Source organism: Pseudoalteromonas nanhaiensis (genome assembly GCF_051235485.1).
In the GTDB taxonomy this organism is placed as follows: domain Bacteria; phylum Pseudomonadota; class Gammaproteobacteria; order Enterobacterales; family Alteromonadaceae; genus Pseudoalteromonas; species Pseudoalteromonas lipolytica_C.
Map to the genome: position 1 here is coordinate 52439 of NZ_JBPNYQ010000004.1, position 24757 is coordinate 77195.

The following is a 24757-nucleotide window of genomic DNA, read 5'->3' on the forward strand; positions in this document are numbered from 1 at the left end:
GCCACGCCCATTAATGAGCACAGTAATGTTACTTCTGGGCCCATTAGTGATGTTATTAACCTGTATTATTGAGCCTCCTGCAGGTATGAGTGTAGCTGCACTTCGTACCGCAGGCCTTGCATTTTGGATGGCTTCTTGGTGGGTCAGTGAAGTTGTGCCAATTCCTGCGACTTCATTATTGCCACTTGTAATATCACCTCTTGCTGATATTGCAGCAATCAAAGGGGTCGCATCACCATATGCACACCCTTTGATCTTTTTATTCTTAGGCGGCTTTTTGATCTCAATCGCGATGGAGCGTTGGGGTTTACACAAGCGTATTGCACTTAACACTATGCTTCGTGCCGGAACTAAACCTAGCCTGCAAATTTTAGCCATGATGTTAGTAACAGCATTCTTATCAATGTGGATGTCAAATACTGCAACAGCAGTAATGATGCTACCTATTGCTATGTCGATTACTATGTTGGTTAAACAGTCTAACCCTGACAATGACCAATTTGGTAAAGCATTGTTATTATCAATCGCTTATGGCGCAAGTATCGGTGGTATTGCAACGCTAATTGGTACGCCACCAAATGCACTTATGGCTGCGTATTTATCAGATAGCTACAAGATTGATATTGGTTTTGCAGAATGGATGAAAGTAGGTGTACCACTTGCGACTGTTATGCTTATTTTATGCTGGGTTTGGTTAACTAAATTTGCTTATAAAGTAGATACACAATGTGCAAAAGCAGCGAGTAAAGATACTAAATCGCTATTTTTATCACAGTTACAAGAGCTCGGTGCTATGCAGCGTGCAGAAAAAGGTGTAGCAATAGTATTTGTTTTGGCAGCTGTTTGTTGGATCTTCAGACCGTTACTGGCTGATCTTTCTGGCTTAAAAATTTCTGACACCGGTATTGCTATCGCAGCAGCCTTATTATTATTTGTGTTACCAGCAAACAAAGGTGATGGTGAGCGTATTCTTGACTGGGAAAGCGCAGCTAGAGTGCCATGGGGTGTGTTACTTCTATTCGGTGGTGGTTTAACACTGGCTGCACAAATCAAATCATCAGGCCTTGCGGAATACATTGCCCATATGATTGAAGGGGCAAGTGCAATTCCATTGGTTTTAAGTGTACTAGCAGTGGCTACCTTAATTACCTTCTTAACTGAGATCACTAGTAACACAGCAACAGCAGCAGGTTTCTTACCACTATTAGGCCCGGTAGCTGAATCTGTATTTGGTACGCCGCTTGTGTGGGTTATTCCGGCAGCGATTGCGTGTAGTTGTGCGTTTATGATGCCAGTTGCGACACCGCCTAATGCGATTGTTTTTGGCTCTGGGCAAATTCAAATGCGCGATATGATTCGTTCTGGTTTTGCACTGAATATTATTGCGATTGTTATGATCACTCTTGTCACAATGACAATTGCAGGAGCAGTATTTGGTTTTTAATAACTAGATTATTTTCTCAACCATTTTCCAACCACCGACAGCGCTCCTAGTGAGCGCTGTTTTTTTTGATACGACTAATGTTGCCCATACATGCATTGCTGGTTATAGTTGATAAAATCGCTTTGAAAGAGATGACGTTTTGACTGACACAGATGTACCTTTGCAAATACAATTTAAACAACTTGATGAGGCATTTTTAGCCCAGCCTTATTTACCTATCGCCAGTCGTATTAAGCTGTTAAAACAAATTAAAACTCGGCTTATTGAAAATGAACAAGCATTGGTCGCTGCAACGAGTAAAGATTTTGGTTATCGTACTTCCTTTGATACCGTACTTGGTGATTTATTACCAACGGTTAAAACAATTAGCGACATAATTAAACGTTTACCTAAATGGTCACGTAACGAAAAGCGTGCAGTTGGTATTAGTTTATGGCCTTCAAATGCACATATTCAGTACCAGCCAAAAGGTGTCGTAGGGGTAATAGCACCGTGGAATTATCCTATTCAATTATCTTTAGTACCTGTGATAAGTGCCTTAGCAGCAGGTAATCGGGTAATGTTAAAGGTTAGTGAGTTTACACCCCACACTAACCAGGTAATCAAATCAATAATGACTGATGAGTTAGCACAGCACTGCGTTGTTGTTGAAGGAGATGCCCAAGTCGCCGCAAATTTTTGTGATATCCCTTTTGCTCATTTGTTATTTACAGGTTCAACTTCTGTTGGTCGTAAAGTCATGCAAGCAGCAAGTAAGCATTTGACACCTGTTACTTTAGAGCTTGGCGGAAAATCACCCGTTGTTATTCTCGATGACGTAAATATTAAGATGGCGGCAAAAACACTGTTATTTGGAAAGCTCAACAATGCAGGCCAAATATGTGTTGCCCCAGACTATGTGTTTGTACCTAAAAAGCTTGAGCACCAGTTGGTATTGCAGCTATGTGAACTGTATAAAAAAGTTTATAAGCAAGGTGTTGAGGGCAAAAACTTAACTTCAATAATATCAGATGCTCAGTATCAACGTTTAAAGTCATACCTACACGATGCAGAGCAAAAGGGGGCGCAACTGTTTAGCCCACTTGATGATGATCAACATGATGACTTAAAACATCGTATGGGTTTGCATTTAATCACACAAGTGAATGACGATATGCAAGTTATGAAGGATGAAATTTTTGGCCCTCTGTTACCAATTATGACCTACGAAACAGAGCAGCAAGTCATAGATTACATCAATCACCGCTCTCAACCTTTAGCCCTGTATATTTTTGGCCATAATAAAGAACAAATCAAAAGAGTCAGTCAATCTATTCGCAGTGGAACTTTAGCAATTAATGATTTACTTATGCAGGTGACAGCTGATCAATTACCGTTTGGCGGAATTGGTGAGTCTGGAATGGGTAATTACCACGGTATTGAAGGGTTTAAAACTTTCAGTCATGCGCGCAATACTTTGGTTTCGGGTAAATTCAACCCACGCACACACTTGTTATTAAAGCAGAATAAGTGGCTTATTAAGATATTAAAATGGATGTACTTGCGCCCTTAGGGGCAAGTACAAAACATTTAATGCTCATTTTTAGCTAACTAGTTATCACTGAACTAAGCAAGTAGTTACACTTATAAGCGGCCATCAGGGGCATATAAACCTGCCTGAATTTTTGCGTAAATTGCATCAGCTTTTTCTTTTGCGGCTTCAATTTCTGCAGGTAACATACTGCGTTCATCAAGCTTGCGACTATGGCTTGCATCCATGTTGCCGTTGTATTCAGCAATGGTATTCCAAATATAAGATTTCTCAAGGTTTTTTGGAACGCCAAGGCCTTCATAGTACATCAGAGCCATATTAAACTGGGCAAGTGTGAAATTATTAGCTGCCGCCTTTTGATACCAGCTAAGTGCAGTGCGGTAATCTTGTAATACACCTTCACCATTTGCATACATAACACCTAGGTTATATTGAGCTGCGGGGTGATTCTTCTTAGCTGCCATCTCAAACAGCGAAATAGCTTTTTCTTTGTCGAGTTTTACACCTTTGCCTTCTTGGTAAAGAACTCCAAGTGCAAACATCGAATCAGCGTGAACTTTTTTTACGGCTTGTTGATAAAGCTCAGCTGCTTTTTGGTAGTTACGCTGTACACCAAAACCACCTTCATACATTTTAGCAAGTTCATACATTGCCGGCGCAAAGCCCCGATCTGCTAAATAGTTGTATTCTTTTAATGCTTCTTCAAAGCGACCTTCATTAGCCGCCAATTGAGCATCTTCTAGGCTAGCATGTACAAAAGGTGAGAGGATTAATGCGCTAGTAAGCAATAGTGATTTCAAGTTAGGCTTGATCATTGTCTGCCTCCAAATGTGTGTTAGTTATCAACAGCTACAAACTTAGATATTGATAAATGCATTGCCAAACTCGCAAAAGGGCAAAACATTATTTTTAGTTTAGACCCAACAGTATTAAATGCCCAATTTGAAGGCAATAGCAAGTACATAATTAAAAAAGTAGACACAAGATACAGATTTTACAGAAAAATTAAAGAAATAAAAAAAGCCCATGATGGGCTTTTTAGTGTCATATCTACCGTCACCGATATGAGCAATGTAGCAAGTAAAGTGTAACGTTTTATGTCGCTGCTTGGGTCGAGGAAGCTGCAAACAATCAAGTGTTAAATCTTGAACAAATCCAGAAAAACACCATCAAAGCCTTATAGACATTGATATTGTTGTGAGATTAATAGCCTACCTGAACTTGTTGATAACGATTATTACTTAGATTAACGTGGGCATCAATACTTAAATGATAATTAATTTCATTTAGAGGGTGTTGCTGATTATTTATTCTCAGTGTTAACTTAATAAGGTACTAATTAAAATTAGATTAATAAATTGAGCATGATGAAAAAAATAGCAAAGTGTTTAATCACATTGAGTTTACTTTTAGGAGTTGCTGGTTGTTCTCCTAGCTTCACTTATAACAATTTAGGTTGGCTGTCAGGATTCTGGATTGATGATTATGTTGACTTAAACAATGAGCAAGCTGAAAAGTTTGAACATATAGTTAAAACCAGCCGTGATTGGCATCGAGAGACTCAACTGCCTCTTTATAAACAGGACTTAGAAAGTTTAAAACTAATGTTAGAAACTGACGTTAATCACGCTCAATTAAAACAGCATTTCAGCCAAGCAAAGCAACATTGGCAAACACTAGTTGATAAGCTAGAACCAGAATTGATCGATTTAGCTAACGCATTGAGTTATGAACAACGAGTTGAATTTGTAGCGGCACTGCAAGATAAAATCAATGAAGAATATTTAGAGCATCAAGAAAAATCTGCTGAGCAGCACAAACAAGAACGTCTAGATGAAAATCTTGAGAATTATAAAGAGTGGTTTGGCTCAAAGTTATCAGCTGAACAAAAAGCACTGATCGAATCGGCATCTAACACTCGCATTAGTACATTTTTACTTTGGATGCAGTACAAACAAAAGCGCTTAGATGCTTTAAAATCTTTGTTTATGCAAAAAACTAAGCCTGCGGATTTTGATCAACAGTTAGCGGTGATCATTAATAATCGTTTGGCTTTTATGAGTGATGAATTAATCAAAGCTGACGATAAAAATCTAGATGACTACGTAACCTTACTGCTTGCCTTAAAACCAACTCTTACAGACAAACAGCGTCGAAATGTTCGTGAAGAGCTTGATGATCTAATCGATGATGTTACAGATTTAATGAATGACTAAATAATCACACCTCGCTCATAGTCGTATTTTTAATAAATAACTTTCTAGCTTGCGGTTAGTAAATACGCCGCAGGTCAACTTCTTGTTGCCTAAGGAATGGTTTAATAAAACATGAAACACCTTGTAAAATTTTTAGTTATTGCTGTAACGGCATTATTTTTTGTATCTCATGTAACCTTGGCTGACGAAAAGTTTGGGTCAGAAATAGAGTTAAGTAATCAAATTGAACACTCTTTGCATAACGAATCTCTAATAGGCGTTGTTTGGTCAACAGTGAGTGCAAATAAAATTGCGCAAGGTGCAAAAGGCTATGCAGACTTTACGAATTTAAAACCTATGACGACAGCTAATAAGGTGCAAACAGGCTCTATCGTTAAAACACTTATTGCTACTGGGGTGTTGCATCTTGTAACAGATAAAAAACTCTCCTTGGATACCCCGGTTACTGAAATATTACCAGATATTGGCTTGCAAAATCCTTGGGCCTTGAACACACCAGTTCGGGTTAGACATTTACTTGATCATACGTCAGGGCTTGAAGACATTCGGCTTTGGCAATTATTAACGACACAAGCAAAGCCTGATACGGCTCTAAAAGAAACCTTTACTGAAAGTCAGTTGCGTATTAGAAATCGCCCCGGAAGCCGCTTATCCTATTCTAATCTTGGTTATGCAATTTTAGCTATGGTGATTGAAGCCGTTGTTAAAGAGCGCTATGAATCTTACTTAGATAAACACTTGCTTGAACCGCTGGGTATGCACATGAGTACATTTAATTTTGTTTCTCAAGTCGGGCAGTTTAGCGATCCTGCGCTTGCTATGGGCCATTTTGAAAATGGCGTTAGCCAAGCCACGTTACCAATGTTTTTAAGACCGGCAGGGCAGTTCACAACGACAGATTATGATATGGCTTTGTTTGCGCAGTTTTTAATGGGCGATGGCAAGATTAATGACCGTATATTTATTGAACCGACATTATTAACAAGCATGGGAAAGCCTTTTAAAACAGAAGCTACCTTAAATAATTTAACTGATATCGGCTATGCGCTAGGCGTAACTACACGCGACCGGCATAATGTGGTTGGCAAATGCCACAGTGGCTCTACTTTAGGTTACCGCACTAACTTTTGCTTTTTTCCTGAGCAACAAAAAGCATTTTTTATCGCTTTTAATGCCGATGTAGAAACTGCAAATTACAAACAATTTGATAGCATGCTGATTAGCAACCTTGGTGTAAATAAGGCCAATGCAATAGCTCCATCAAAAGCGCAAGTAGCGCTTGATGATTGGCAAGGGTTTTACACGCTTTCCCCAAACAGAATGAAAAGATTTGCCTATTTTGATCGCCTACTTCATTTTGCAACAGTGAGCTCAAATGGCGAAACGCTAACACTGTCACCATTTCAGTCTCAGCAAAAAACCTTGCTAGCTACAGGCGGTAATTTGTTTCGTGAAGAAACAAAGCGATTTCCTTCACACACTCTGTATATTTCTGAAAATGGTCAACATATGATCAGTGATGGTTTTCGAACATATGAACAAACCAGTCTTTGGAAGTTACTGCCGATGTGGCTCAGCCTCGCCATCGGCGTAATCGCCATACTATGGATATTAGTATATGGCGCTATTTGCTTGGTTAAGGGGCAATTATGCTTGTCGTCACCTCTATTATTGCCTTTTACGGCGACGTTATTTCTTTTTGTACCGCTGCCTTTATTTTTAACTCAATCATTTTTAAATATTGGTGAGTTTACACTTGCCAGTGCATTGTTAGCATTAGCCACGACAATATTACCGTTTGCTATGACTTACGGGTTATGGCGTATATTTACTCATGAAAAGTTGAGTAAAATGAATTTGTTAAATAGTTTAGCAATGGTAGCAGCTTTGCAATGGTCACTCATTTTAGCACTTTGGGGTGTATTTCCGTTATTGCTTTGGAGCTAAAATGTTTAACAATTGTAGGTAAAAAAGCGCATTGTTATGCACTGTTTGGTAATAAAATGTTCCTAATTATGGTGAATCACGTTAAAATCTGCTGACTATAATTACGGCAGGAAATCTAATGGATATCGGCGCACTGAGAGGTACTCAGGCTTTACGAAATAACGTTCTGAAATGGATGGGATTTTGCTTGGGTGTGCTTGCTAGTATCTTTGCCGTTTTTAATTTACTTGTTACAAACATGATTTTATTAGGGGCACTTGAAGTTATCTTCGCCCTGTTCTGTTTTTATATTTTCTTTTATACACGAAATCACAATGGTCATCGCTGGCAATCCGTTACATTATGTATTTTTTTAACGGTTTTAATCACGCTCGGCACGTATTTAAGTAACATAAAAAGCGTGTTGTTTATTTGGACCTGTTCATTACCTATTTTGTTTTACTTGCTATTAGGTAAACAAGTTGGTTTGTACCTTTCATTAATAGCCGCTGTCACTCAAGCCGCGATTCTATTAGCTAAACCTAGTTTAGAACCCCTTAATACTATTAATTTCTTACTTAATTTTTCTTTCACCTACATCAGTATTTGGGCGGTGTCTCATACCTTTGAAAACAGTCGTGCAGAGTATGGACAGCGGCTCGAAAACTTAGCTTTACTTGACCCGTTAACGGGGGCTGGTAATCGCTTAGCAATGACACACTATTTTGAAATTGAACAAACAAATAAACATGGTTTGTTTATCCTTATGTTAGACCTTGATTATTTTAAAAAAATTAATGATCACTATGGCCACGAAATGGGAGATCGCGTTTTAATTGAGGTGACTAGGTTTTTCAGACAAAGGATTACTAAAGGATATGTGTTTCGTATTGGTGGTGAAGAGTTTGCTATTTTTTTACCAAACAGCGACCCTCAAGGTGCACTAGATTTTGCACAAGAATTAAGGGAGCAGTTAGCATCGACAATTCACAATATTGACGAGCAAGCCATCAACCTCACTGTGAGTATCGGTGTTGCTTGCTATACACCAAACCAAACCCTAAAAAGCTTTATAAAACGAGCTGACGATGCACTTTATCAAGCTAAACAGCAAGGCCGAAACAAAGTCGTAACGGCTTATGAGTTAAACCAACAATTAACCCGGTGTAATAAAGCGAGCTAGCGCTATATAGACTTAACCCTTGTACATAGTGTCAAAATCAGGAATGTTCGCTTCCCATATTGGAATATCTTTGCCTATGTACTCGCGCATAGCATCAAAAAATAAACGTGTTCTTACTGGTAAGTCTCTGTGTGGGTAAACCGCGTACACGGCGCTGTAATCGAGTAATTCCATATCGGTTAAAATGGGCACTAAATCGCCGCGTTTTACTTCATCATCAAGAATAAATGCCGGGGCAAGAACATAAGCATTGCCTGAAATAGCTTTCATTAAGAGTACTTCAGCATCGTTTGCACGAAAGACACTTTTAATGTTTTGCTCAATAATATCGCCATCGACATTACGATAGCGAATACCACTAATGCGTTTACTTGGGCTTGAATAACTAGCGGCAGGCAACTCTTTTAAATCTTCAACATGCTTTGGCATACCGTAAGTTTCGATAAACTCAGGTGAGGCCAGCAGTAACATGCGGTTGCGGGCAATTTTTCGGGCAATAAATGATGAGTCTTTTGGCTCGCCAACGCGAAAAGCTAAATCATAACCTTCTGACACTAAATCAATCAGTCTGTCGTCTAAGCGAAGCTCCACTTCTACTTGCGGAAAGCGTTTTTGAAAGTCATTAATGACTGGCTGAATATATCGTTTGCCAATAATACTTGATGAGGTAATTTTTAACGTACCTCGGGGTTCTTGGTGGTAATTCTCTGCAAGTCTTACGGTATCTGATAGCAAATCTCTGAGTTCAGCTGCTTTTTTTACCATTTCAGCGCCAGCGGCAGTTAACGAAAAGGAACGCGTAGTTCGATTAAGTAAACGTACCCCTAATTCATCTTCAAGACGGCTAATTTGTTTTGATATGACTGAACGGTCTATATTTCTAGACTCTGCGGCTTTAGCAAATGAGCCTCGTTCAATCACTTCAAGTAACATTAATAAGCGGCTGGTGGTATCCATAGCAGTTCCTTAAACTTTATTGGTGCCATTCTGGCATTAATGAATTTAAAAATCTATCGTTTTTATCCTCTAATTAGTTCCGTAACATTGTCTCCAATCTATTAACAGGAGAGTCGTGATGAACAAATCTATTCTTGCAGTGGCAGTGACCATTGCGAGCTTAACGCTTGTAGGGTGTGGCACAGAAGCCAACCAAGCAGCGCAGCAACAGCATTTACAACCTATCGATGTAGCACAAGTACTTTTTAAGCCGGTACAAAATTGGCACACCTATACAACGCGTTTAGAAGCACCACAAGAAGTTGCCCTTATGCCGCGAGTTTCGGGTGTAATTGATAAAATTAACTTTAAAGAAGGTGACAGCGTTAAAGAAGGCGATTTGCTTTTCACCCTTGATGCTCGTCCTTTTGCTGCCCTGGTTGATAGCTTAAAAGCGCAAATCGAGAGTGCAAAGGCGGCACTTGAGCAAGCAAAAAGTGAAGCAAAACGAGCAGAACGCTTAACTGAACGTAAAGCGATTTCTACTGAGCAAGCTGAATCTCGTAAATCAACGCTAAGACAACGCGAAGCGCAATTGCTAGCTCTACAAGCTGAGCTTACTGCCGCTGAGCTTGATTTAGCATTTACCCAAGTGCGTTCGCCAATCGATGGCGTTGTATCTCGCGCTAATATCACCAAAGGTAACAACGTACTTGCCGGTCAAAGCGTGTTAACAAGCATTGTGTCAAACCAACAAATGTATGCCTATTTTGATATTGATGAGCGCACGTGGAATCAGTCATTCGCTGATGTGACTGCTCAAAGCGAACAAGCGGTTGTGATGCAAAAAGTGGGTGAAACCAGCTTTAACTTTAATGGCAAAATCAACTTCATTGATAACCAAATTAATGAAACTACCGGTACTCTTCGTGTTCGTGCCGTGTTCGAAAACGATGAGCAACAACTGCGAGCAGGTTCATTTGCTCGTATTAAGCTTGCAGCCAATAAAGTAAGCGAAAAAGTAATCGTGCCAGAGCGTGCAATTGGGACAGATTTGAAAAACCGTTTTGTACTCACTGTCGGTGAAGGCAATGTTCTTAAATATAAATTAGTGACACTTGGTGAGCGTTACGGCAGCCTACGAGCGATTACATCGGGCTTAAACGAAAACGATGTGATAGCCGTAAATGGCCCTGCGCGTGTAGGCCCTGGTATGCCTATTTCACCAAACACAGTCACTATAAATAGCGACGGAATTGCATTCACTCTTTCAAATAATCAATCTGATCTAGTCGCGAAGAAGTAGGGCAAAATGAAATTTTCACACTTTTTTATTCAGCGACCCATCTTTGCAGCGATGCTGTCGCTTATCTTTCTCATTGCAGGGGCAATCTCGTTATTTCAATTGCCAGTGAGTGAGTACCCAGAGGTAGTGCCGCCAACGGTTGTTGTGACAGCAAGTTACCCAGGTGCAAACCCAACGGTGATTGCTGAAACGGTAGCGACGCCACTTGAGCAAGAAATCAATGGTACTGAAAACATGTTGTATATGTTTTCGCAAGCAACCAGTGATGGCCGCATGACGTTAACGGTAACGTTTGCGTTAGGCACTGATTTAGACCGTGCACAAGTCCAAGTGCAAAACCGTGTAAACAGTGCGCTACCACGCTTACCACAAGAAGTTCAGCGTTTAGGTGTTGTAGCCGAAAAGTCATCACCAGATTTAACCATGGTGGTTCATTTATATTCACCTGAAAAAACGCACGATACGACTTACTTAGCGAACTATGCTGACTTATATATCAAAGACCAAATTGCACGTCTTCCGGGTGTGGGGGATGTTCGGATGTTTGGCGGTGGTCAGTACTCGATGCGCGTTTGGCTAAACCCAGATGCACTCTCTGCACGCGATTTAACGGCAATGGATGTTGTTAACGCATTACGCGCGCAAAACCAACAAGTTGCAGCGGGTAGCTTAGGTGCGCAACCCACCTCGAAAAGTAATCAGTTTCAAATTCTGATGAACGTAAAAGGGCGCTTAAGCTCACAAGAAGAATTTGAAAATGTGATCATCAAAGTAGGTGAGCAAGGTCAGCTTACACGCCTAAGTGATGTTGCACGCCTTGAGTTAGGCCAAGACACCTATGCACTAAGAGCAATGTTAGATGGTCAACCAGCCTTGGCAATGCCAGTATTCCAACGCCCGGGTTCTAATGCGATTGAGCTTTCTGATCAAGTGCGTGAAACCATGAAAGGTTTATCAAAAGACTTTCCGGCAGGTGTTGAATACGACATTGTTTATGACCCAACAATTTTCGTACGCGGCTCTATTGATGCTGTTATTAAAACGCTACTAGAAGCAATCGCGCTTGTGGTAATCGTTGTCGTGGTGTTCCTACAGACATGGCGTGCATCGGTAATCCCACTGATTGCAGTACCGGTGTCTTTGATTGGTACGTTTGCGGTTATGCAATGGTTAGGTGTATCGATTAATACCTTATCGTTATTCGGCTTGGTACTTGCCATTGGTATTGTTGTTGATGATGCCATCGTTGTGGTTGAAAACGTTGAGCGTAATATCGAGCAAGGTTTATCACCACTTGAAGCAACCCGAGTTGCGATGACAGAAGTAACAGGGCCGATTATCGCCATTGCACTTGTACTGTGTGCGGTATTTATTCCTACGGCTTTTATTACGGGTTTATCTGGTCAATTTTATAAGCAATTTGCATTAACCATTACTATTTCAACGGTTATCTCAGCGTTTAACTCGCTAACACTATCGCCTGCGTTATCGGCGTTACTATTAAAAGGTCATGATGCAAAACCAGACCGTTTAACTAAGTTATTAAACCGTGTATTCGGTAATTGGCTGTTTAAACCTTTTAACCGCTTGTTTGATAAAGGCGCTAATGGCTACGAAAAGCTGGTACAAAAACTAATTCGTATGAGTGTAATTGTATTAGTTGCTTATGTTGCACTTGTCGGTGGCACAGTTAAATTGTTTGATGCTGTACCGGGTGGTTTTATTCCACAGCAAGATAAGCAATATTTAGTGGCAGTTGCACAGTTGCCTGATGCGGCAAGCTTAGATAGAACCCAAGAAGTCGTGCAAGAAATGGAAAAAATTGCATTACAAGTACCGGGTGTTGCAAACACAGTATCGTTTCCTGGTCTATCGGTGAATGGTTTCACAAATAGTCCTAATAGCGGCATTGTATTTACTCCGCTTGCCCCTTTTGAAGAGCGTCAAGATCCGAGTATGTCGGCAATGGCAATTGCGGCTCAGTTAAATCAAAAGTTTGCTGCTATTGATGAAGCGTTTGTTGCGGTATTCCCGCCACCGCCAATTCAAGGTTTAGGTACAACAGGTGGCTTTAAACTACAAATTGAAGACCGTGCTAATAAAGGCTTTGAAGCACTCTTTAATAGCTTACAAGCAACCATTGCTAAAGCGCAGCAAGACCCAGCATTAATGGGCCTTTACTCAAGCTTTAGAATTCAAGTGCCACAAATGGATATCGACATTGACCGTGAGCAAGCGCTTATTCAAGGTATTCCACTTGATGAAGTATTCAATGCCTTACAAGTGTACTTAGGTTCTGTGTACGTCAATGACTTTAACTTGTTTGGTCGTACTTATCAGGTTAATGCACAAGCTGATGCTGATTACCGCCAAGATCCTGAGCAAATTTTGAATCTTAAAGTACGTAACCGCATGGGTGAGATGGTGCCATTAGGCTCTGTATTAACGGTAACGCCAACAACAGGGCCAGATCGTGTAATGCACTATAACGGTTACCCTACAGCTGAGCTAAATGGTAGCCCAGCACCAGGTTATAGCTCTGACCAAGCACAGCATGCGATTGAAGCAATCCTTGCTGAGACATTACCAAATGGTATTGAGTTTGAGTGGACGGAAGTAACTTATCAGCAAATATTAGCGGGTAATACCATGGTGTATGTTTTTCCACTAGTTGTATTGCTTGTGTTCATGGTACTTGCGGCGCAATACGAGAGCTTAAGATTACCACTGGCTATTATTTTGATTGTGCCTATGACGATTTTCTCGGCCTTGTTAGGTGTGTGGTTTGTCGGTGATGACAACAACATCTTCACGCAAATCGCATTAATTGTACTGGTTGCACTAGCAAGTAAAAACGCCATCTTGATGGTTGAGTTTGCAAGAGATCAGCATAAAGGGGGGATGTCTCACCTTGAAGCTATCATCAAAGCGTGTCGATTACGACTTCGCCCAATATTAATGACATCAATTGCCTTTACGGCAGGTGTTGTACCACTTGTTTTAGCAACAGGTGCTGGTGCTGAGATGCGTCATGCCATGGGGAACGCAGTGTTCTCAGGCATGATTGGTGTAACTGTGTTCGGCTTATTGTTTACTCCGGTGTTTTATATGTTAGTTACTAAAAAATCGCAGAAGGAGCAACACGATGCATAAGCCTCTTCATGCAATCTTTAAACAAGGCAAACTAGTCAGTGCGATGCTGTTAGCCGGTGCACTGGCTGGCTGCGCACAAAGCGTCGATATGCAAGAGCAGCAAGTGAGCCTGACACAATTTGTTAGCGATACACAAATAGGTGCACAAAACGAAGGTGCGAGCGAAAACAACTGGTGGCGCCGTTTAGATTCGCCGCAGTTAAACAATTTAGTGACTGATGCATTAGCAATGAATCACGACCTAAAAACCAGCCAACTTCAACTTGATGCAGCCATTGCCCGTTTAGGTGCAGCCCGCGCGGATTATTATCCGCAGGGCAGCCTAAGCGTAGGCGCAGAGCGTAGCAGCTTAGATGGCGTAATTACGCGCCAGTCAAACGCAGGGGTTAATGTTAATTGGCAGCTCGATTTGTTTGGCCGTATTACCGCGCTTGTCGATGCTGCTAATGCAGGTGCATTAAACCAAGCGGAGCAGCTAAGAGCATTACAGGTTGAAGTGGTTTCTGCTGTGGTGCAAGGCTATGTAAGCTATCAAGGTAATGTGCAAAAGCAAGCTATCATTGAAATGCAAATCGAGGCACTCGAGCAAAGTATTGATGTGCTCAAAGCGCGAGTAGAAGAGGGGGTTGCAAATGAGCTTGATCTTAACCGCACCCTCGCGCAGTTAAAGCAGCAACAAGCGCTTATTCCTGAGCTTAGTTACTTGCAATATCGCGACTTAGCAACCCTAGCGGTGCTAACCGGCCGACTTGCAAGCGACATAACTTTGATTGAAGAGCCTGAATTATTAAGCCACGAGTTTAGCGTGTCGTTTAGTAAAGCAAGTGAAGCAATGGCTCTCAGACCAGATATCACCAGTGCTTTATATCAGTTTAGTCAGGCTTATTCATTGAGTGTTGCAGCCTCAAAAGCACTTTTGCCAGATATTAGTCTGGCAGGGTTTGCAGGTGTGTTGAGTTTAACCAGCAATGGTTTAGAAGATACCGTGCAACAATGGCAAGTAACGCCAAAAGTTGAATGGTCATTGCTCAGCTATCCTGCATTATTAGCTCAGCGTGATGCACAGCAGTTTTTAAGTGAAGCTGCTTACAGTGACTATCAAAGTAAAGTATTAAAAGCGATTAGCGATAGTGAACTTACTTTGCAAAGACTAGTCAAACAGCAGCAACAGTTAAATTATGCTGATCAGCGTTTTAATTATGCGAATAAAGCATTTGGTCAAGCTCAAGCAATGTATCAAGAAGGACAAATTCCTTACTTAGAGTTGTTAGATGCGAGACAGGATGTTTTAATAGCGCAAGAGAACGCTGTTGATTCAACAATTGCTTCATTGCAGGCCAAAGTAAGTGCTTATCAAGCGTTTAATGGTCGTTGGAGCTTTGAACTAAACAACCTTTAACCCAGAGTATTAAATGTCGCATATTCAACAAACTACAGATCTTCCGTCAACAATGCGCGCGCTAGCAGTGGTTGAGCCCAACGACGCAATTGCGTTAGCTGAGCTTTCTTTGCCAGTACCGAGCCCTGAAGGCAATGAGCTTTTGATAAAAGTTGAATATGTGGGCTTAAATCATGTTGATGCCAACTTTGCAAAGCAAGGTTTTTGTAAGTGGCATTACCCGCATGTATTAGGTCATGATGCTGTTGGGGTGGTTGTTCAGGCAAATAAAGGTGTATTCCCTGGTGTTGGTGCACGCGTTGTATGGCACGCTAGCCTTGGTGATCAAGGTGTGTTATCTGAATACACCACGGTGCCTAATTATGCGGTATCGGTTGTGCCAGATAACGTATCACCTGCAGACGCTGCAACCTTACCTTGTTCAGGTATGACGGCATTAATTGCCCTTGATAAGTTGCAGCTGAGCGAAGGGGATTCACTGTTTATTGACGCAGGGGCAGGTGGCGTTGGCCAATTTGCTATTCAATTTGCTAAGCAACGTGGCGCAACCGTATTTACAACTGCCAGCAAACACAATCATAAGTTACTTAAGCAATTAGGTGCTGATGTGGTGTTTGATTACAAAGACCCAAAACTTGAAGATAAAATTCGCCGTGAATTAGGCCCGCAAGGCTTTGATGCGGTGCTTGATTGTATTGGTGGCGATACCACCATTCGTAACGTTGAGTTAATGCGCTTTTGTGGCCGTATTGCCTGTTTAAATGAATTACCTAAGTTTGAACAAGAACTGATGTTTAGACGCGCACCAAATATTGGCATTGTATCGTTAGGTGGAGCGTGGCTTGCAAATAGCTTATGTGCGCAACAAAAGCTGAGTTTTATGGGTAACTTATTACTCGATAATGCAGCTCGTGGCGAGATCAAATTGCCGCAAATCCATGCCGTAGACTTTACCGCCGAGGCCGTTTCAGCGGCATTAAATAAACAACTTGCTGGTGGCTTTACCGGTAAACAAGTTGTGCAAGTAAGCGGTTAATTTTGCAAACTCACTGCCCAATCATACTGTTTGATGGTCAGTGCAATCTGTGCCATTTTTGTGTTCGTTTTATTGTTCGCTTTGATAAGCAAATAACATTTAAGTTATGCCCCATGCAAAGCGATAAAGGTGAGCGTTTATTAAAGGCTCACAAAGTTAAAGATCCACTTTCCTCAATGTTAGTCATTGATAAAAACCAGCTATATAAACAAAGCGACGCTGTGTTATTTATCGCAACTAAATTAGGTTTTCCATTCTCTTTGGCTAAGGTGTTCAAGCTACTGCCAAAAGGCTTTCGCGATCGTATTTATGATTGGCTTGGCCGTAATCGTTATCGGTTTTTTGGCAAACAAACACAATATAAGTTACTGACCGAAAAACAAAAGCAGCATTTTTTATAAACATTTAAAGTAAAGCTTGCTACTCTCGTTATTGGGAACAAATAACAATAATAACAATATGAACATTCTCTTTCTAATTTTAAGCACGGTTTACATTGCTTTACTGCTCTTACAACCATCACTGCCTCAGCCTTTACTGGCGCTTTTTAAAACCTTACCAATCGGTATATTGATTGTGATGGTATTAAAAGCACGCAGTCAGTTACAAAATCGCACTTTTATTACTTTATTGTTTGCACTTAGTTTTTCCGCACTAGGTGATGTGCTACTTGCAATCGATAGTGGGCAGCTGTTTATTAGCGGTTTAGCAGCATTCTTTGTAAGTCACGCTTTTTATATTATTACCATGTTGCCAATTAAAAATTGGCGAATAGAAGTTGTACTCCTTTATCTATTTTTAGCAATTGTCATTTTTTGCTTATTCTATCCAAACTTAAATGACATGCTCATTCCCGTGCTTTTCTATATGTTGGTGCTCACCATAATGGCAAGCCTAACTTGGATGACAGATAAATCGAACGGTTTATTAGTGCTAGGTGGCGCAGTGTTTGTTATATCAGACTCTATACTTGGCCTAAACCGCTTTTATTTTGAAATAATACATGCAGATATCGCAATCATGTGTAGTTATTATTTAGCGCAATATTGTTTGATTAAAGGGTTTTTGCAGGCAACGAGTATACATAAATAGCCGCAGTGGCTCAGTGTTGATTGCCGTGATAAAATACGCGCGTTTTAATTTTCGAGATTTCCCATGGCAAATACAGCGCACGCACTGCACATTCTTGTTAAACATAAAGAACAAGCTGAAGACATCATCAAGCAACTTAAAAAAGGGGCTAAGTTTCAGACTCTAGCTAAAAAACATTCAACCTGTCCGTCGGGTAAAAAAGGCGGCGACTTAGGTGAATTTAGACGCGGGCAAATGGTGCCACAGTTTGACAAAGTAGCATTCAGCGGCGAAATCTTAGAGCCACATTTAGTTAAAACGCGCTTTGGTTGGCATGTAATCAAAGTGCTATACAGAACTTAAAGCGCTAGGTTTAACTCACTATTGGACATAAATGAGTTTGAGCCGAAGGACGGCTCTGTAAAAACGAAAGGCCTTGGGAACGCCCTAATAGTAGGCAAAAATTATTGGCTAAAATGTTGAGGCACGAAAACAGCCAATTGTTTTTGACCTTATTTATTAGCTTGTTAAGTGCCCTTGTTATCTTCATAGTTTGCAAAATATAACGAATAGTTTGTAGCCTTAGAGTATTTTTCTAGCTCTGCCTTTATCTCTGCTTTGTATGAAAGGCTTCTATTGGCAATATAAAAAACCAGCATCAAACCTCCAAATATTACTGAAATCAATGTCAATAAAACTCCTTTCAGAGAAAACAAAATATCCCAGAATGCTGATAACGAAAGTGAAATTTGAACATTTGGAACTAGTGGAAGGAAGCTCAGAGGGTAAATTACACCTGCGAAAAACAGCAAGATTACAGAAAAGATGGAAACACTTATTAAATTAGAACTTTCTGATTCACTGTTTAGATCAGTTAGTAGGTTTTTGTTTATGTCGGCTTGGTGCTGAATCCTTACATATAAATTATCTATAAGATCCCTTTCATCATTCAGCTTGTTGATTAAATCCAGATTAGGCATTCTAGGTATTGTTGTATGCATTGGAGTCATGGTTGCTCTGCCAGGGCCAAAGCCTAGTACTTCAAATTGTTTTCTTATTCGTTCTTCTTCATCCTTTTCCTCAGCTTCAATTACGCTAATCTGATTTCTTATGATTTCTAATGAATCAGCTCTAGACTCGAATGGAGAAAAGTAAACGGTTTTGTAATACTCTTCTGGTGATTTGAACTCTTTTGTCTTTTCATAATCTTCTCGAATTTTTTCTATTGCATCCTCAGCTTTTCTTTTGCCATACCAATCAAAATATCTAATTAATGTTTCGTTCGCTAGTTTTTTGGATAAAGCTAAACTTTCCGATGTTTGACCTAACTTTTGTCCATGCGTAGTTTGGTTTGACACAATTTTTGTAATCAAGAATGCTGAAAATATTCCAACTATTGCCCCTGACGTTTGACTAATTGTGCTAAAAAATACATTCCAATCCATTCTCAATTACTACTCTCACGTTTAATGTTTGCACAAGCCTTGGCACTTAACAATTTTATAGAGCGCGCGCCTTTCTGCCGATGTCACGCTCATGTATTAATAAATCTACTTTTAACAAATAACGTAATGTATTGCCAACAATAATATTTTTATTGGCCCTATGGATATTCAGAAAAATGCGCTCGACGCTCATTTACTTGAATATATGAAAATACTACACAGTATGGAAATCAATTAACTCTTATTTTAAGCCAACCTCAACCTTTAACTACCTCTACAAAATAGATCCCGTTAACTCGTTTTGGGGCAGAATCAAGTTACGCCTAATGTTATTATTTTGGCACAAAGTCGTCCTTCAGCACCAACTCATTTCTATCTAAAAATGTGTTGCTACAAATTAGTTTATATAAACTAAAAAAGCGCCTACGGCGCTTTTTTAAAATCGACTAAGTTAATTTAGTGTGGGCTGGACATCTAAGCCATAGCCAAACATTACTGCTAAAACTAATACAACCGATGCTGCGACCATTAGTTTAATCAACAGTGGTAAACAGAATCTAAACCAATGGCCATAAGGGACACCAGCCATGCCTAAAATACCCATAAGTACGGCATTAGTAGGAATGATCATATTTGAAAAGCCATCACCAAATTGATAAGCAAGCACGGCAACTTGTCTTGGTACACCGACTAAATCACCTAGTGGTGCCATTAGTGGCATAGTGACATAAGCCTGCCCAGAACCTGAAGGGATAAAGGTATTGAGTAGGGTTTGAATAACCAACATGCCAATTGCAGATATTTCAGCTGATACATAAGAAAGCGGTAACGACATGCCATGTACAAGGCTATGCAGGATTTGGCCGTCTTCTAAAATTAGTGCGATACCACGTGCAACACCAATTAACACTGCGGTGGTAACAAGATCAGATACGCCTTCTATAAATTTGTTTGCAGCTTCGTCAGCAGAAAGCTTACCTAAAATGGCTACAACCACACCCCAAGCAATAAAAACACCGCCTAGTTCGTACAAGTACCAGCCCTTTGTAGCGATGCCCCATACTGCAATTGCAAGGGTAATAATAAAGCTGCCTAAAATAAGTTTATGGCGCAGGGCTAGTGCTGGGTAACTTGTTGCTGTTTGATTTTCCAGTGGGCAAGGCACGCCAATCATCATTGATTTAGATGGGTCGTTAGCTACCTTTTTGGTGTATTGCCAAACATGATGAAAACCAATGAGCACGAATGGAATAAAAATGGCTAAACGTAACCACAGGCCAGAGTAAACAGGAATACCTGCAATTTGCTGTGCGATTAATACGGTAAATGGGTTAAATGCCGAAACACCATAACCAATACCATAACCTGCGACTATCATACCCACGGCGGTCATTGCGTCTAAGCGCATTGCTTTACAAAGCGCTACTAAAATAATAACAAAAGGAATATATTCACCGGCGGTACCAATACTGCTTGATGCCAAGGCAAAGCAAAACACCACCATAAAAATTAACCGTTGTGGCTTTTTACCGTGGCGCTCTAAAAGCCTACCAATGAGTGCATCGACAGTGCCTGTCGCACGTGCAATAGCTAATACGCCACCAACAATTAACACAAAGAAAATAACATCTTGAGCAGCAGCAAAAGCACGAGGTATGGCTTGTAATAAATCCCATGGGGTTAAGTAATGCCGCTCAGCAACCGTTTGATAGGTGCCTGCAACGACCATTTCGCGGCCAGATTCACTTAATGTGGTAGTGAAAAAACCTTGCGGTACTAACCATGTAGCAATAAGCGCAACGACCATCATGCTAAGCAGAAGTATCAAGGTATGTGGAACTTTAAAACGTAAACCCATTTATTCTCCGTAATTATGTTAGGTATTTAAGTTAAATTCTTAAAATCATAACATGATAAAAGCTGATAGGTTGTCTCTTAACTAAACACACTGTTAAAGATTGTAATAATTTAGATACAAAAAAGGCCAGAAAACTGGCCTTTTGATAATGATTGAAATTTTATTTAGCTAAACCAAATGGGTCATCAATGCTATGAGCAGGCTCGGTAAACCAGCGCGGGCCTTCGTCTGTCATATAAAAGTGATCTTCTAAGCGAATACCAAACTCATCAGGTACGACAATCATAGGTTCATTACTAAAACACATACCTGTTGCGAGTGGGGTAGGGTTTCCACCAACTAAGTATGGCCATTCATGAATATCTAACCCAATGCCGTGGCCTGTTCTGTGTGGGCAGCCTGGTGTTTGATATTCTGGCCCCATGCCATTTTCGGCTAGGTACTTTCTTGCAGCATCATCTACTTTGCCACATGGCTCACCAATTTTAGCAGCAGCAAAAGCAGCAAGTTGGGCATTTTTCTCGTGCTGCCAAAACATACGTTGACGTTCGGTTGCTTCACCAAATACATAAGTACGGGTAATGTCTGAGAGGTAATCATGCACTTTACAGCCAGTATCAATCAGTACCACGTCACCTTTTTTAAGGGTTTGCGGGTTTTTAACGCCATGCGGGAAAGACGACGCAACACCAAATAACACAATACAAAAATAGTTACCCGGTGCGCCGACCTTTTGGTGGGCTTTTTTAATAAAGGCTTCAACCTCAGTTGTGGTGATGCCTTCATAAAGCATACTTGCCGTTGCTTTGTGTACTTCTAGGGTCATGTCCATAGCACGTTGCATTAGGGCAAGTTCGCTGGCTGATTTATGCATGCGGCAGTGAGCCGTTACGCACTGTGCGTTAACAATGTTGTAATTGCTATTAGCTTTATTAATGCCGTCGTAGATGAAAAACTGTGCGCTTTCATCAATACCAAGGGTGCCATTTTTGCTAATGCCCATTTCTGAAAGTACATCTACACACAGTTGGTAAGGATTTTCGTGCTCTTGCCAACCTCGAATTGGGCCATCAATCACCATAAAATCGTTTAAGCTGCCGATTTCAAAAAATGGTGCTATGTATTGCACATCACCTTTAGCAGGTAAAATCGCGCCAACTAAACGCTCACTTGCGTACCAACGCATACCCGTAAAATAGGCAAGGTTAGTACCTGCATTTAAGTAAATTGCGTCAATATTGTTTGCTTGCATATACGCTTGTGCTTTTGCGATACGCGCATGAAATTCGTCGTTTTGAATAGGGGTTAAATCTGTTGTCATATCTGACAAAGAATCAAGCGCCTGCTCTGGCGTTTGTGTGCCAATACCATATGTTGTCATTGTGTACTCCTTGGTTTTTTGTGCATTGTGGCTTGAGTAAACATCTGATGCAAACTCACTGCGACTAATCGCATAATATTCGTATTTGTTGCGATTATTGTTAGCATGCGCAAAAAATAAGGAGCGACAATGCAAGTTAATTACTTAAAAAGACAAGCTGAATTTAAAGCCTTGCTAGAACAACAAGGTTACAGCGCCATGTTAGTACTTGGTCATGAAAATATTCGTTACTTAAGTGGTTTTAGTGGTAATGCCGCTTATGCATTAATTACTCAAAATGATTGTGTGCTGATCACTGATTACAGATACCACCAACGAGCAATTGCAGAAACAACAGGATTTGAAGTTGTTTGCCGTGATCGAGACAACGAAACTCTTGGTCATTGTATTAACAGGCACCTTAGCCCAAACAGCCATGTCGCATTTGATGCAAGTTATGTCACAGTAGCAATTTGGCAAGGTGTGGCAGATGAGCTTAGCGGCCATACTTTAACAGCAGTAAACGGCTTAATAGAAAAACTAAGACGCGTTAAAGATAGCTGGGAGGTGGCGCAAATCAAGGCTGCCGCAGCCATCGCTGATGAAGCATTAGCACAAACGCTACCTTATTTTAAACCGGGTGTAACTGAACGTGATCTTGCCTTAGAGCTTGAATTTAGAATGCAAAAACTAGGATCAGAGGGTATGTCGTTTGCAACCATTATGCTGTTTGCAGAGCGTTCTGCCTTGCCACATGGTAATCCCTCAGATCAGGTGTTAAAGCAAGGTGACTTTGTAACGCTTGATTTTGGTGCAGTTGTAAATGGTTATCGCTCAGATATGACTCGCAGTTACATTATTGGCGAAGCATCAGAAAAACAAACCCGTATTTATAATACTGTTCTAGATGCACAAAATGCAGCACTAGAAATGGTTAAACCGGGCGTTAATTGTTTAGATTTAAATGCCATATCAAACAAGGTAATTGCTGATGCGGGCTTTGGCGAGTACGCAGGTAAAGGTCTTGGCCATGGTTTAGGGTTATTTTTACATGAAGTGCCATTTATCAACACACTGACAGACTACAACCTTGAAGTAGGAAATGTGATCACCATTGAGCCTGGAATTTATATACCAGGCTACGGTGGTGTGCGCCTTGAAGATGACATAGTTGTCACCGAGTCAGGCTTTGAGGTGCTTACTCATGCGCCTAAGCCATTCACAATCTAAGATTCATTTTTTAGCATAGGCTAAGCGGGCTAAACGATCAGTTACGTGGTAACTATCAAGCCCGCTAACGGCCACTGTGCCAATGGCTTCAATATCGACAAAGCCGTCTTCTTGCAGACACGCCTCATCTAAGTAGATATCAGTTATTTCACCTATGATAAGTTCCGTGCCATTGATGGCAAGGTGGTGGTGTTCTTTGAGTTCTAAAGCATATTTAAGCTTACTTTCTTTAACAAAAGGCGCCGTAAAGTTATTTAGGTATTGAGTAGTAAGCCCTGTAGCATCAAATTCAGACTCGTCTTTATCGTAGCGAGCCGATGTTTGGTGCGCCTTGCTATAAATGTCTTTGTTGACATGGTTAATCGTATATTGCTTAGTCGCTAGTAAGTTCTCTAGGGTGTGGCGAGGCACTGAATGAGGGCGAATTATCATACCCACTAAAGGGGGATGTGCGCCAAGATGAAATACTGAACTAACAATGGCTAAATTAGTTTGGCCGTTACTATCTTGTGTGCCGACTAGGTTAGCACTTTTAAATCCCGACAAACTATTAATTAAATGGGCGCGGTAGCGGCTTTCTAGATCTACAATGGCTTGCTTGGTTAAATGCATAATTGTCCTGTTACCAGTCTATGGGTTTTCCTTGCCAGTCAAAGTAGGCTGGGCTGGGTGATTGTTGTAAATAATCAGCATCACTTATCAATGAATACAGCTGCTCGGCTACAAACTCAGGGGTAAATAACTTTCCTTCGGGTACATTTGCCTGAAACGGCTTTGATAGCGGAGTATCAGTGGTACCTGGGTGAAATAACACGCAGTGGCATTGTTTATAGCGCCTGCTAAGTTCGATCGCTGCAGATTTAAATAACATATTTAAAGCTGCCTTCGAGGCACGGTAGCTATACCAACCGCCTAGATTATTATCACTAATGCTGCCAACCCGCGCACTAAGAGCGCAAATCACTGTTGCTACTTGCGGCTTTAAAAGCGTTGAGAATAAAGTCACACAGCGAATTGGCAGTAGGGCGTTTGTATGCATGCTATTGATAAAGTGCTGCTCAGATATTTGTTCAAGTTTACGTTCAGGCGCATTATCTGGATCATGTAATAGGCCATTAAATATCATCAGTTGAGCTAAGTCATATTGGCTGTTGGCAAGTTCTTTGGCAATTTCACCTAAGCTTTGCTCTGAGTAATCAGTTATAAAATGCTGGTGGCTGATTTCATTGTTCGATGTCTCATCAAAATTAGCATTAAATTTATTACGGCTGATGGTGACGATATGACCACGACTGATTTGTTTTTTTAATGTTGTGAAATAGGCTTTAGCGATTTCACTGCTTGCACCGCACAGAATAAAGAGTTGCATTTTTGACCTGTTATAAAATATTTAAAAAACTTTTTTAGCTCAATCTATCATCAATAAGTATTGCGATAGCGATTTAGAATCTAATTTACCTAAACTAAAGTAGATAAAAAGGCTCGGTAAAAATTTGACCAAACTGATATTAAGAATGCCTTAATTTACGCGTATTTTGACAATTTAATTGGTAAGTCCATTTTACCAATTATGTGTGTCGCTAACCCTTCTATCAAAACAAACTGCGTGTTTATTACACTTTTATGTTGATAGATTGGTTATTCTTTTTTACGAGTTTGTTAG

General features: G+C 40.6%; 20 protein-coding genes. 13 read left to right on the plus strand and 7 right to left on the minus strand.

The features are described 5' to 3' along the window. The first annotated feature begins 13 nt into the window (after positions 1-13). Both ACSFVZ_RS05555 and ACSFVZ_RS05560 read left to right on the plus strand, forming a co-directional pair. Positions 14-1444 carry an SLC13 family permease gene (locus ACSFVZ_RS05555; protein ID WP_235403882.1) on the plus strand — a complete coding sequence of 477 codons (1431 nt, stop codon included), beginning with the start codon at positions 14-16 and terminating at the stop codon, positions 1442-1444. A 139-nt stretch (positions 1445-1583) separates the two neighbouring features. Next, entirely contained in the window at positions 1584-2996 is a 1413-nt protein-coding gene (locus tag ACSFVZ_RS05560) for a coniferyl aldehyde dehydrogenase (protein WP_421966525.1), read from the plus strand. Between the two features lie 71 nt (positions 2997-3067). Here ACSFVZ_RS05560 and ACSFVZ_RS05565 read toward each other — a convergent pair whose 3' ends face one another. Then, positions 3068-3790: a tetratricopeptide repeat protein gene (locus tag ACSFVZ_RS05565; RefSeq protein WP_135926527.1), complete on the minus strand. Its 723-nt coding sequence runs from the start codon at positions 3788-3790 to the stop codon at positions 3068-3070. A 582-nt stretch (positions 3791-4372) separates the two neighbouring features. Between ACSFVZ_RS05565 and ACSFVZ_RS05570 the strand changes: the two genes are divergently transcribed. The 3 genes from ACSFVZ_RS05570 (at position 4373) to ACSFVZ_RS05580 (ending at position 8300) form a co-directional block, all read left to right on the plus strand. Further along, positions 4373-5191 (plus strand): DUF6279 family lipoprotein, encoded by an 819-nt coding sequence (locus ACSFVZ_RS05570; protein WP_435558308.1) that lies wholly within the window; start codon positions 4373-4375, stop codon positions 5189-5191. 111 nt (positions 5192-5302) lie between these two features. Continuing rightward, the gene (locus ACSFVZ_RS05575) at positions 5303-7138 is read left to right on the plus strand and encodes a serine hydrolase domain-containing protein (RefSeq protein ID WP_435558309.1); all 1836 of its coding nucleotides are present in this window, start codon (positions 5303-5305) and stop codon (positions 7136-7138) included. 118 nt (positions 7139-7256) lie between these two features. Further along, positions 7257-8300: a GGDEF domain-containing protein gene (locus ACSFVZ_RS05580; RefSeq protein ID WP_435558310.1), complete on the plus strand. Its 1044-nt coding sequence runs from the start codon at positions 7257-7259 to the stop codon at positions 8298-8300. Between the two features lie 12 nt (positions 8301-8312). Here ACSFVZ_RS05580 and ACSFVZ_RS05585 read toward each other — a convergent pair whose 3' ends face one another. Next, positions 8313-9257, minus strand: a complete 945-nt coding sequence (locus tag ACSFVZ_RS05585; RefSeq protein WP_135926531.1) for a LysR family transcriptional regulator — start codon at positions 9255-9257, stop codon at positions 8313-8315. A gap of 118 nt (positions 9258-9375) precedes the next feature. Here ACSFVZ_RS05585 and ACSFVZ_RS05590 point away from each other — a divergent pair, with 118 nt between their 5' ends. From ACSFVZ_RS05590 to ppiC, 7 genes are all read left to right on the plus strand, one after another. After that, positions 9376-10542 carry an efflux RND transporter periplasmic adaptor subunit gene (locus tag ACSFVZ_RS05590; RefSeq protein WP_435558311.1) on the plus strand — a complete coding sequence of 389 codons (1167 nt, stop codon included), beginning with the start codon at positions 9376-9378 and terminating at the stop codon, positions 10540-10542. Positions 10543-10548: 6 nt separating this feature from the next. Continuing rightward, positions 10549-13695 carry an efflux RND transporter permease subunit gene (locus ACSFVZ_RS05595; RefSeq protein WP_435558312.1) on the plus strand — a complete coding sequence of 1049 codons (3147 nt, stop codon included), beginning with the start codon at positions 10549-10551 and terminating at the stop codon, positions 13693-13695. Beyond that, on the plus strand, positions 13688-15094 hold the full coding sequence (locus ACSFVZ_RS05600; protein ID WP_435558313.1) for a TolC family protein: 1407 nt from the start codon (positions 13688-13690) through the stop codon (positions 15092-15094). Before ACSFVZ_RS05595 ends, ACSFVZ_RS05600 begins: the two co-directional genes overlap by 8 nt. A gap of 13 nt (positions 15095-15107) precedes the next feature. Beyond that, positions 15108-16130 (plus strand): zinc-binding dehydrogenase, encoded by a 1023-nt coding sequence (locus ACSFVZ_RS05605; protein ID WP_135926535.1) that lies wholly within the window; start codon positions 15108-15110, stop codon positions 16128-16130. A gap of 2 nt (positions 16131-16132) precedes the next feature. Further along, the gene (locus ACSFVZ_RS05610) at positions 16133-16531 is read left to right on the plus strand and encodes a thiol-disulfide oxidoreductase DCC family protein (protein WP_435558314.1); all 399 of its coding nucleotides are present in this window, start codon (positions 16133-16135) and stop codon (positions 16529-16531) included. Between the two features lie 58 nt (positions 16532-16589). Then, positions 16590-17222 carry a lysoplasmalogenase gene (locus ACSFVZ_RS05615; RefSeq protein ID WP_435558315.1) on the plus strand — a complete coding sequence of 211 codons (633 nt, stop codon included), beginning with the start codon at positions 16590-16592 and terminating at the stop codon, positions 17220-17222. A gap of 63 nt (positions 17223-17285) precedes the next feature. Next, entirely contained in the window at positions 17286-17564 is a 279-nt protein-coding gene (gene ppiC / locus ACSFVZ_RS05620) for a peptidylprolyl isomerase PpiC (RefSeq protein WP_055021968.1), read from the plus strand. Positions 17565-17728: 164 nt separating this feature from the next. Here ppiC and ACSFVZ_RS05625 read toward each other — a convergent pair whose 3' ends face one another. The 3 genes from ACSFVZ_RS05625 to ACSFVZ_RS05635 all read right to left on the minus strand — a co-directional run bounded on the left by ACSFVZ_RS05625 (position 17729) and on the right by ACSFVZ_RS05635 (position 21885). Next, positions 17729-18646, minus strand: coding sequence for a hypothetical protein (locus tag ACSFVZ_RS05625; RefSeq protein WP_435558316.1), 918 nt, complete (start codon positions 18644-18646; stop codon positions 17729-17731). A gap of 451 nt (positions 18647-19097) precedes the next feature. Then, positions 19098-20504, minus strand: a complete 1407-nt coding sequence (locus ACSFVZ_RS05630; protein WP_199526912.1) for a YfcC family protein — start codon at positions 20502-20504, stop codon at positions 19098-19100. Between the two features lie 160 nt (positions 20505-20664). Continuing rightward, a complete protein-coding gene (locus ACSFVZ_RS05635) occupies positions 20665-21885 on the minus strand; it encodes a M24 family metallopeptidase (RefSeq protein ID WP_435558317.1) in 1221 nt (406 codons plus the stop codon). Between the two features lie 129 nt (positions 21886-22014). Between ACSFVZ_RS05635 and ACSFVZ_RS05640 the strand changes: the two genes are divergently transcribed. Next, complete coding sequence (locus ACSFVZ_RS05640; RefSeq protein WP_435558318.1) at positions 22015-23094, plus strand: M24 family metallopeptidase; 1080 nt, start codon at positions 22015-22017, stop codon at positions 23092-23094. Positions 23095-23097: 3 nt separating this feature from the next. Here the strand turns inward: ACSFVZ_RS05640 and ACSFVZ_RS05645 are convergent, their stop codons facing one another. Together ACSFVZ_RS05645 and ACSFVZ_RS05650 are read right to left on the minus strand one after the other, a co-directional pair. After that, complete coding sequence (locus tag ACSFVZ_RS05645) at positions 23098-23706, minus strand: flavin reductase family protein (protein WP_435558319.1); 609 nt, start codon at positions 23704-23706, stop codon at positions 23098-23100. Positions 23707-23716: 10 nt separating this feature from the next. Then, entirely contained in the window at positions 23717-24463 is a 747-nt protein-coding gene (locus tag ACSFVZ_RS05650; RefSeq protein WP_435558320.1) for an SDR family NAD(P)-dependent oxidoreductase, read from the minus strand. Positions 24464-24757: the final 294 nt, after the last annotated feature.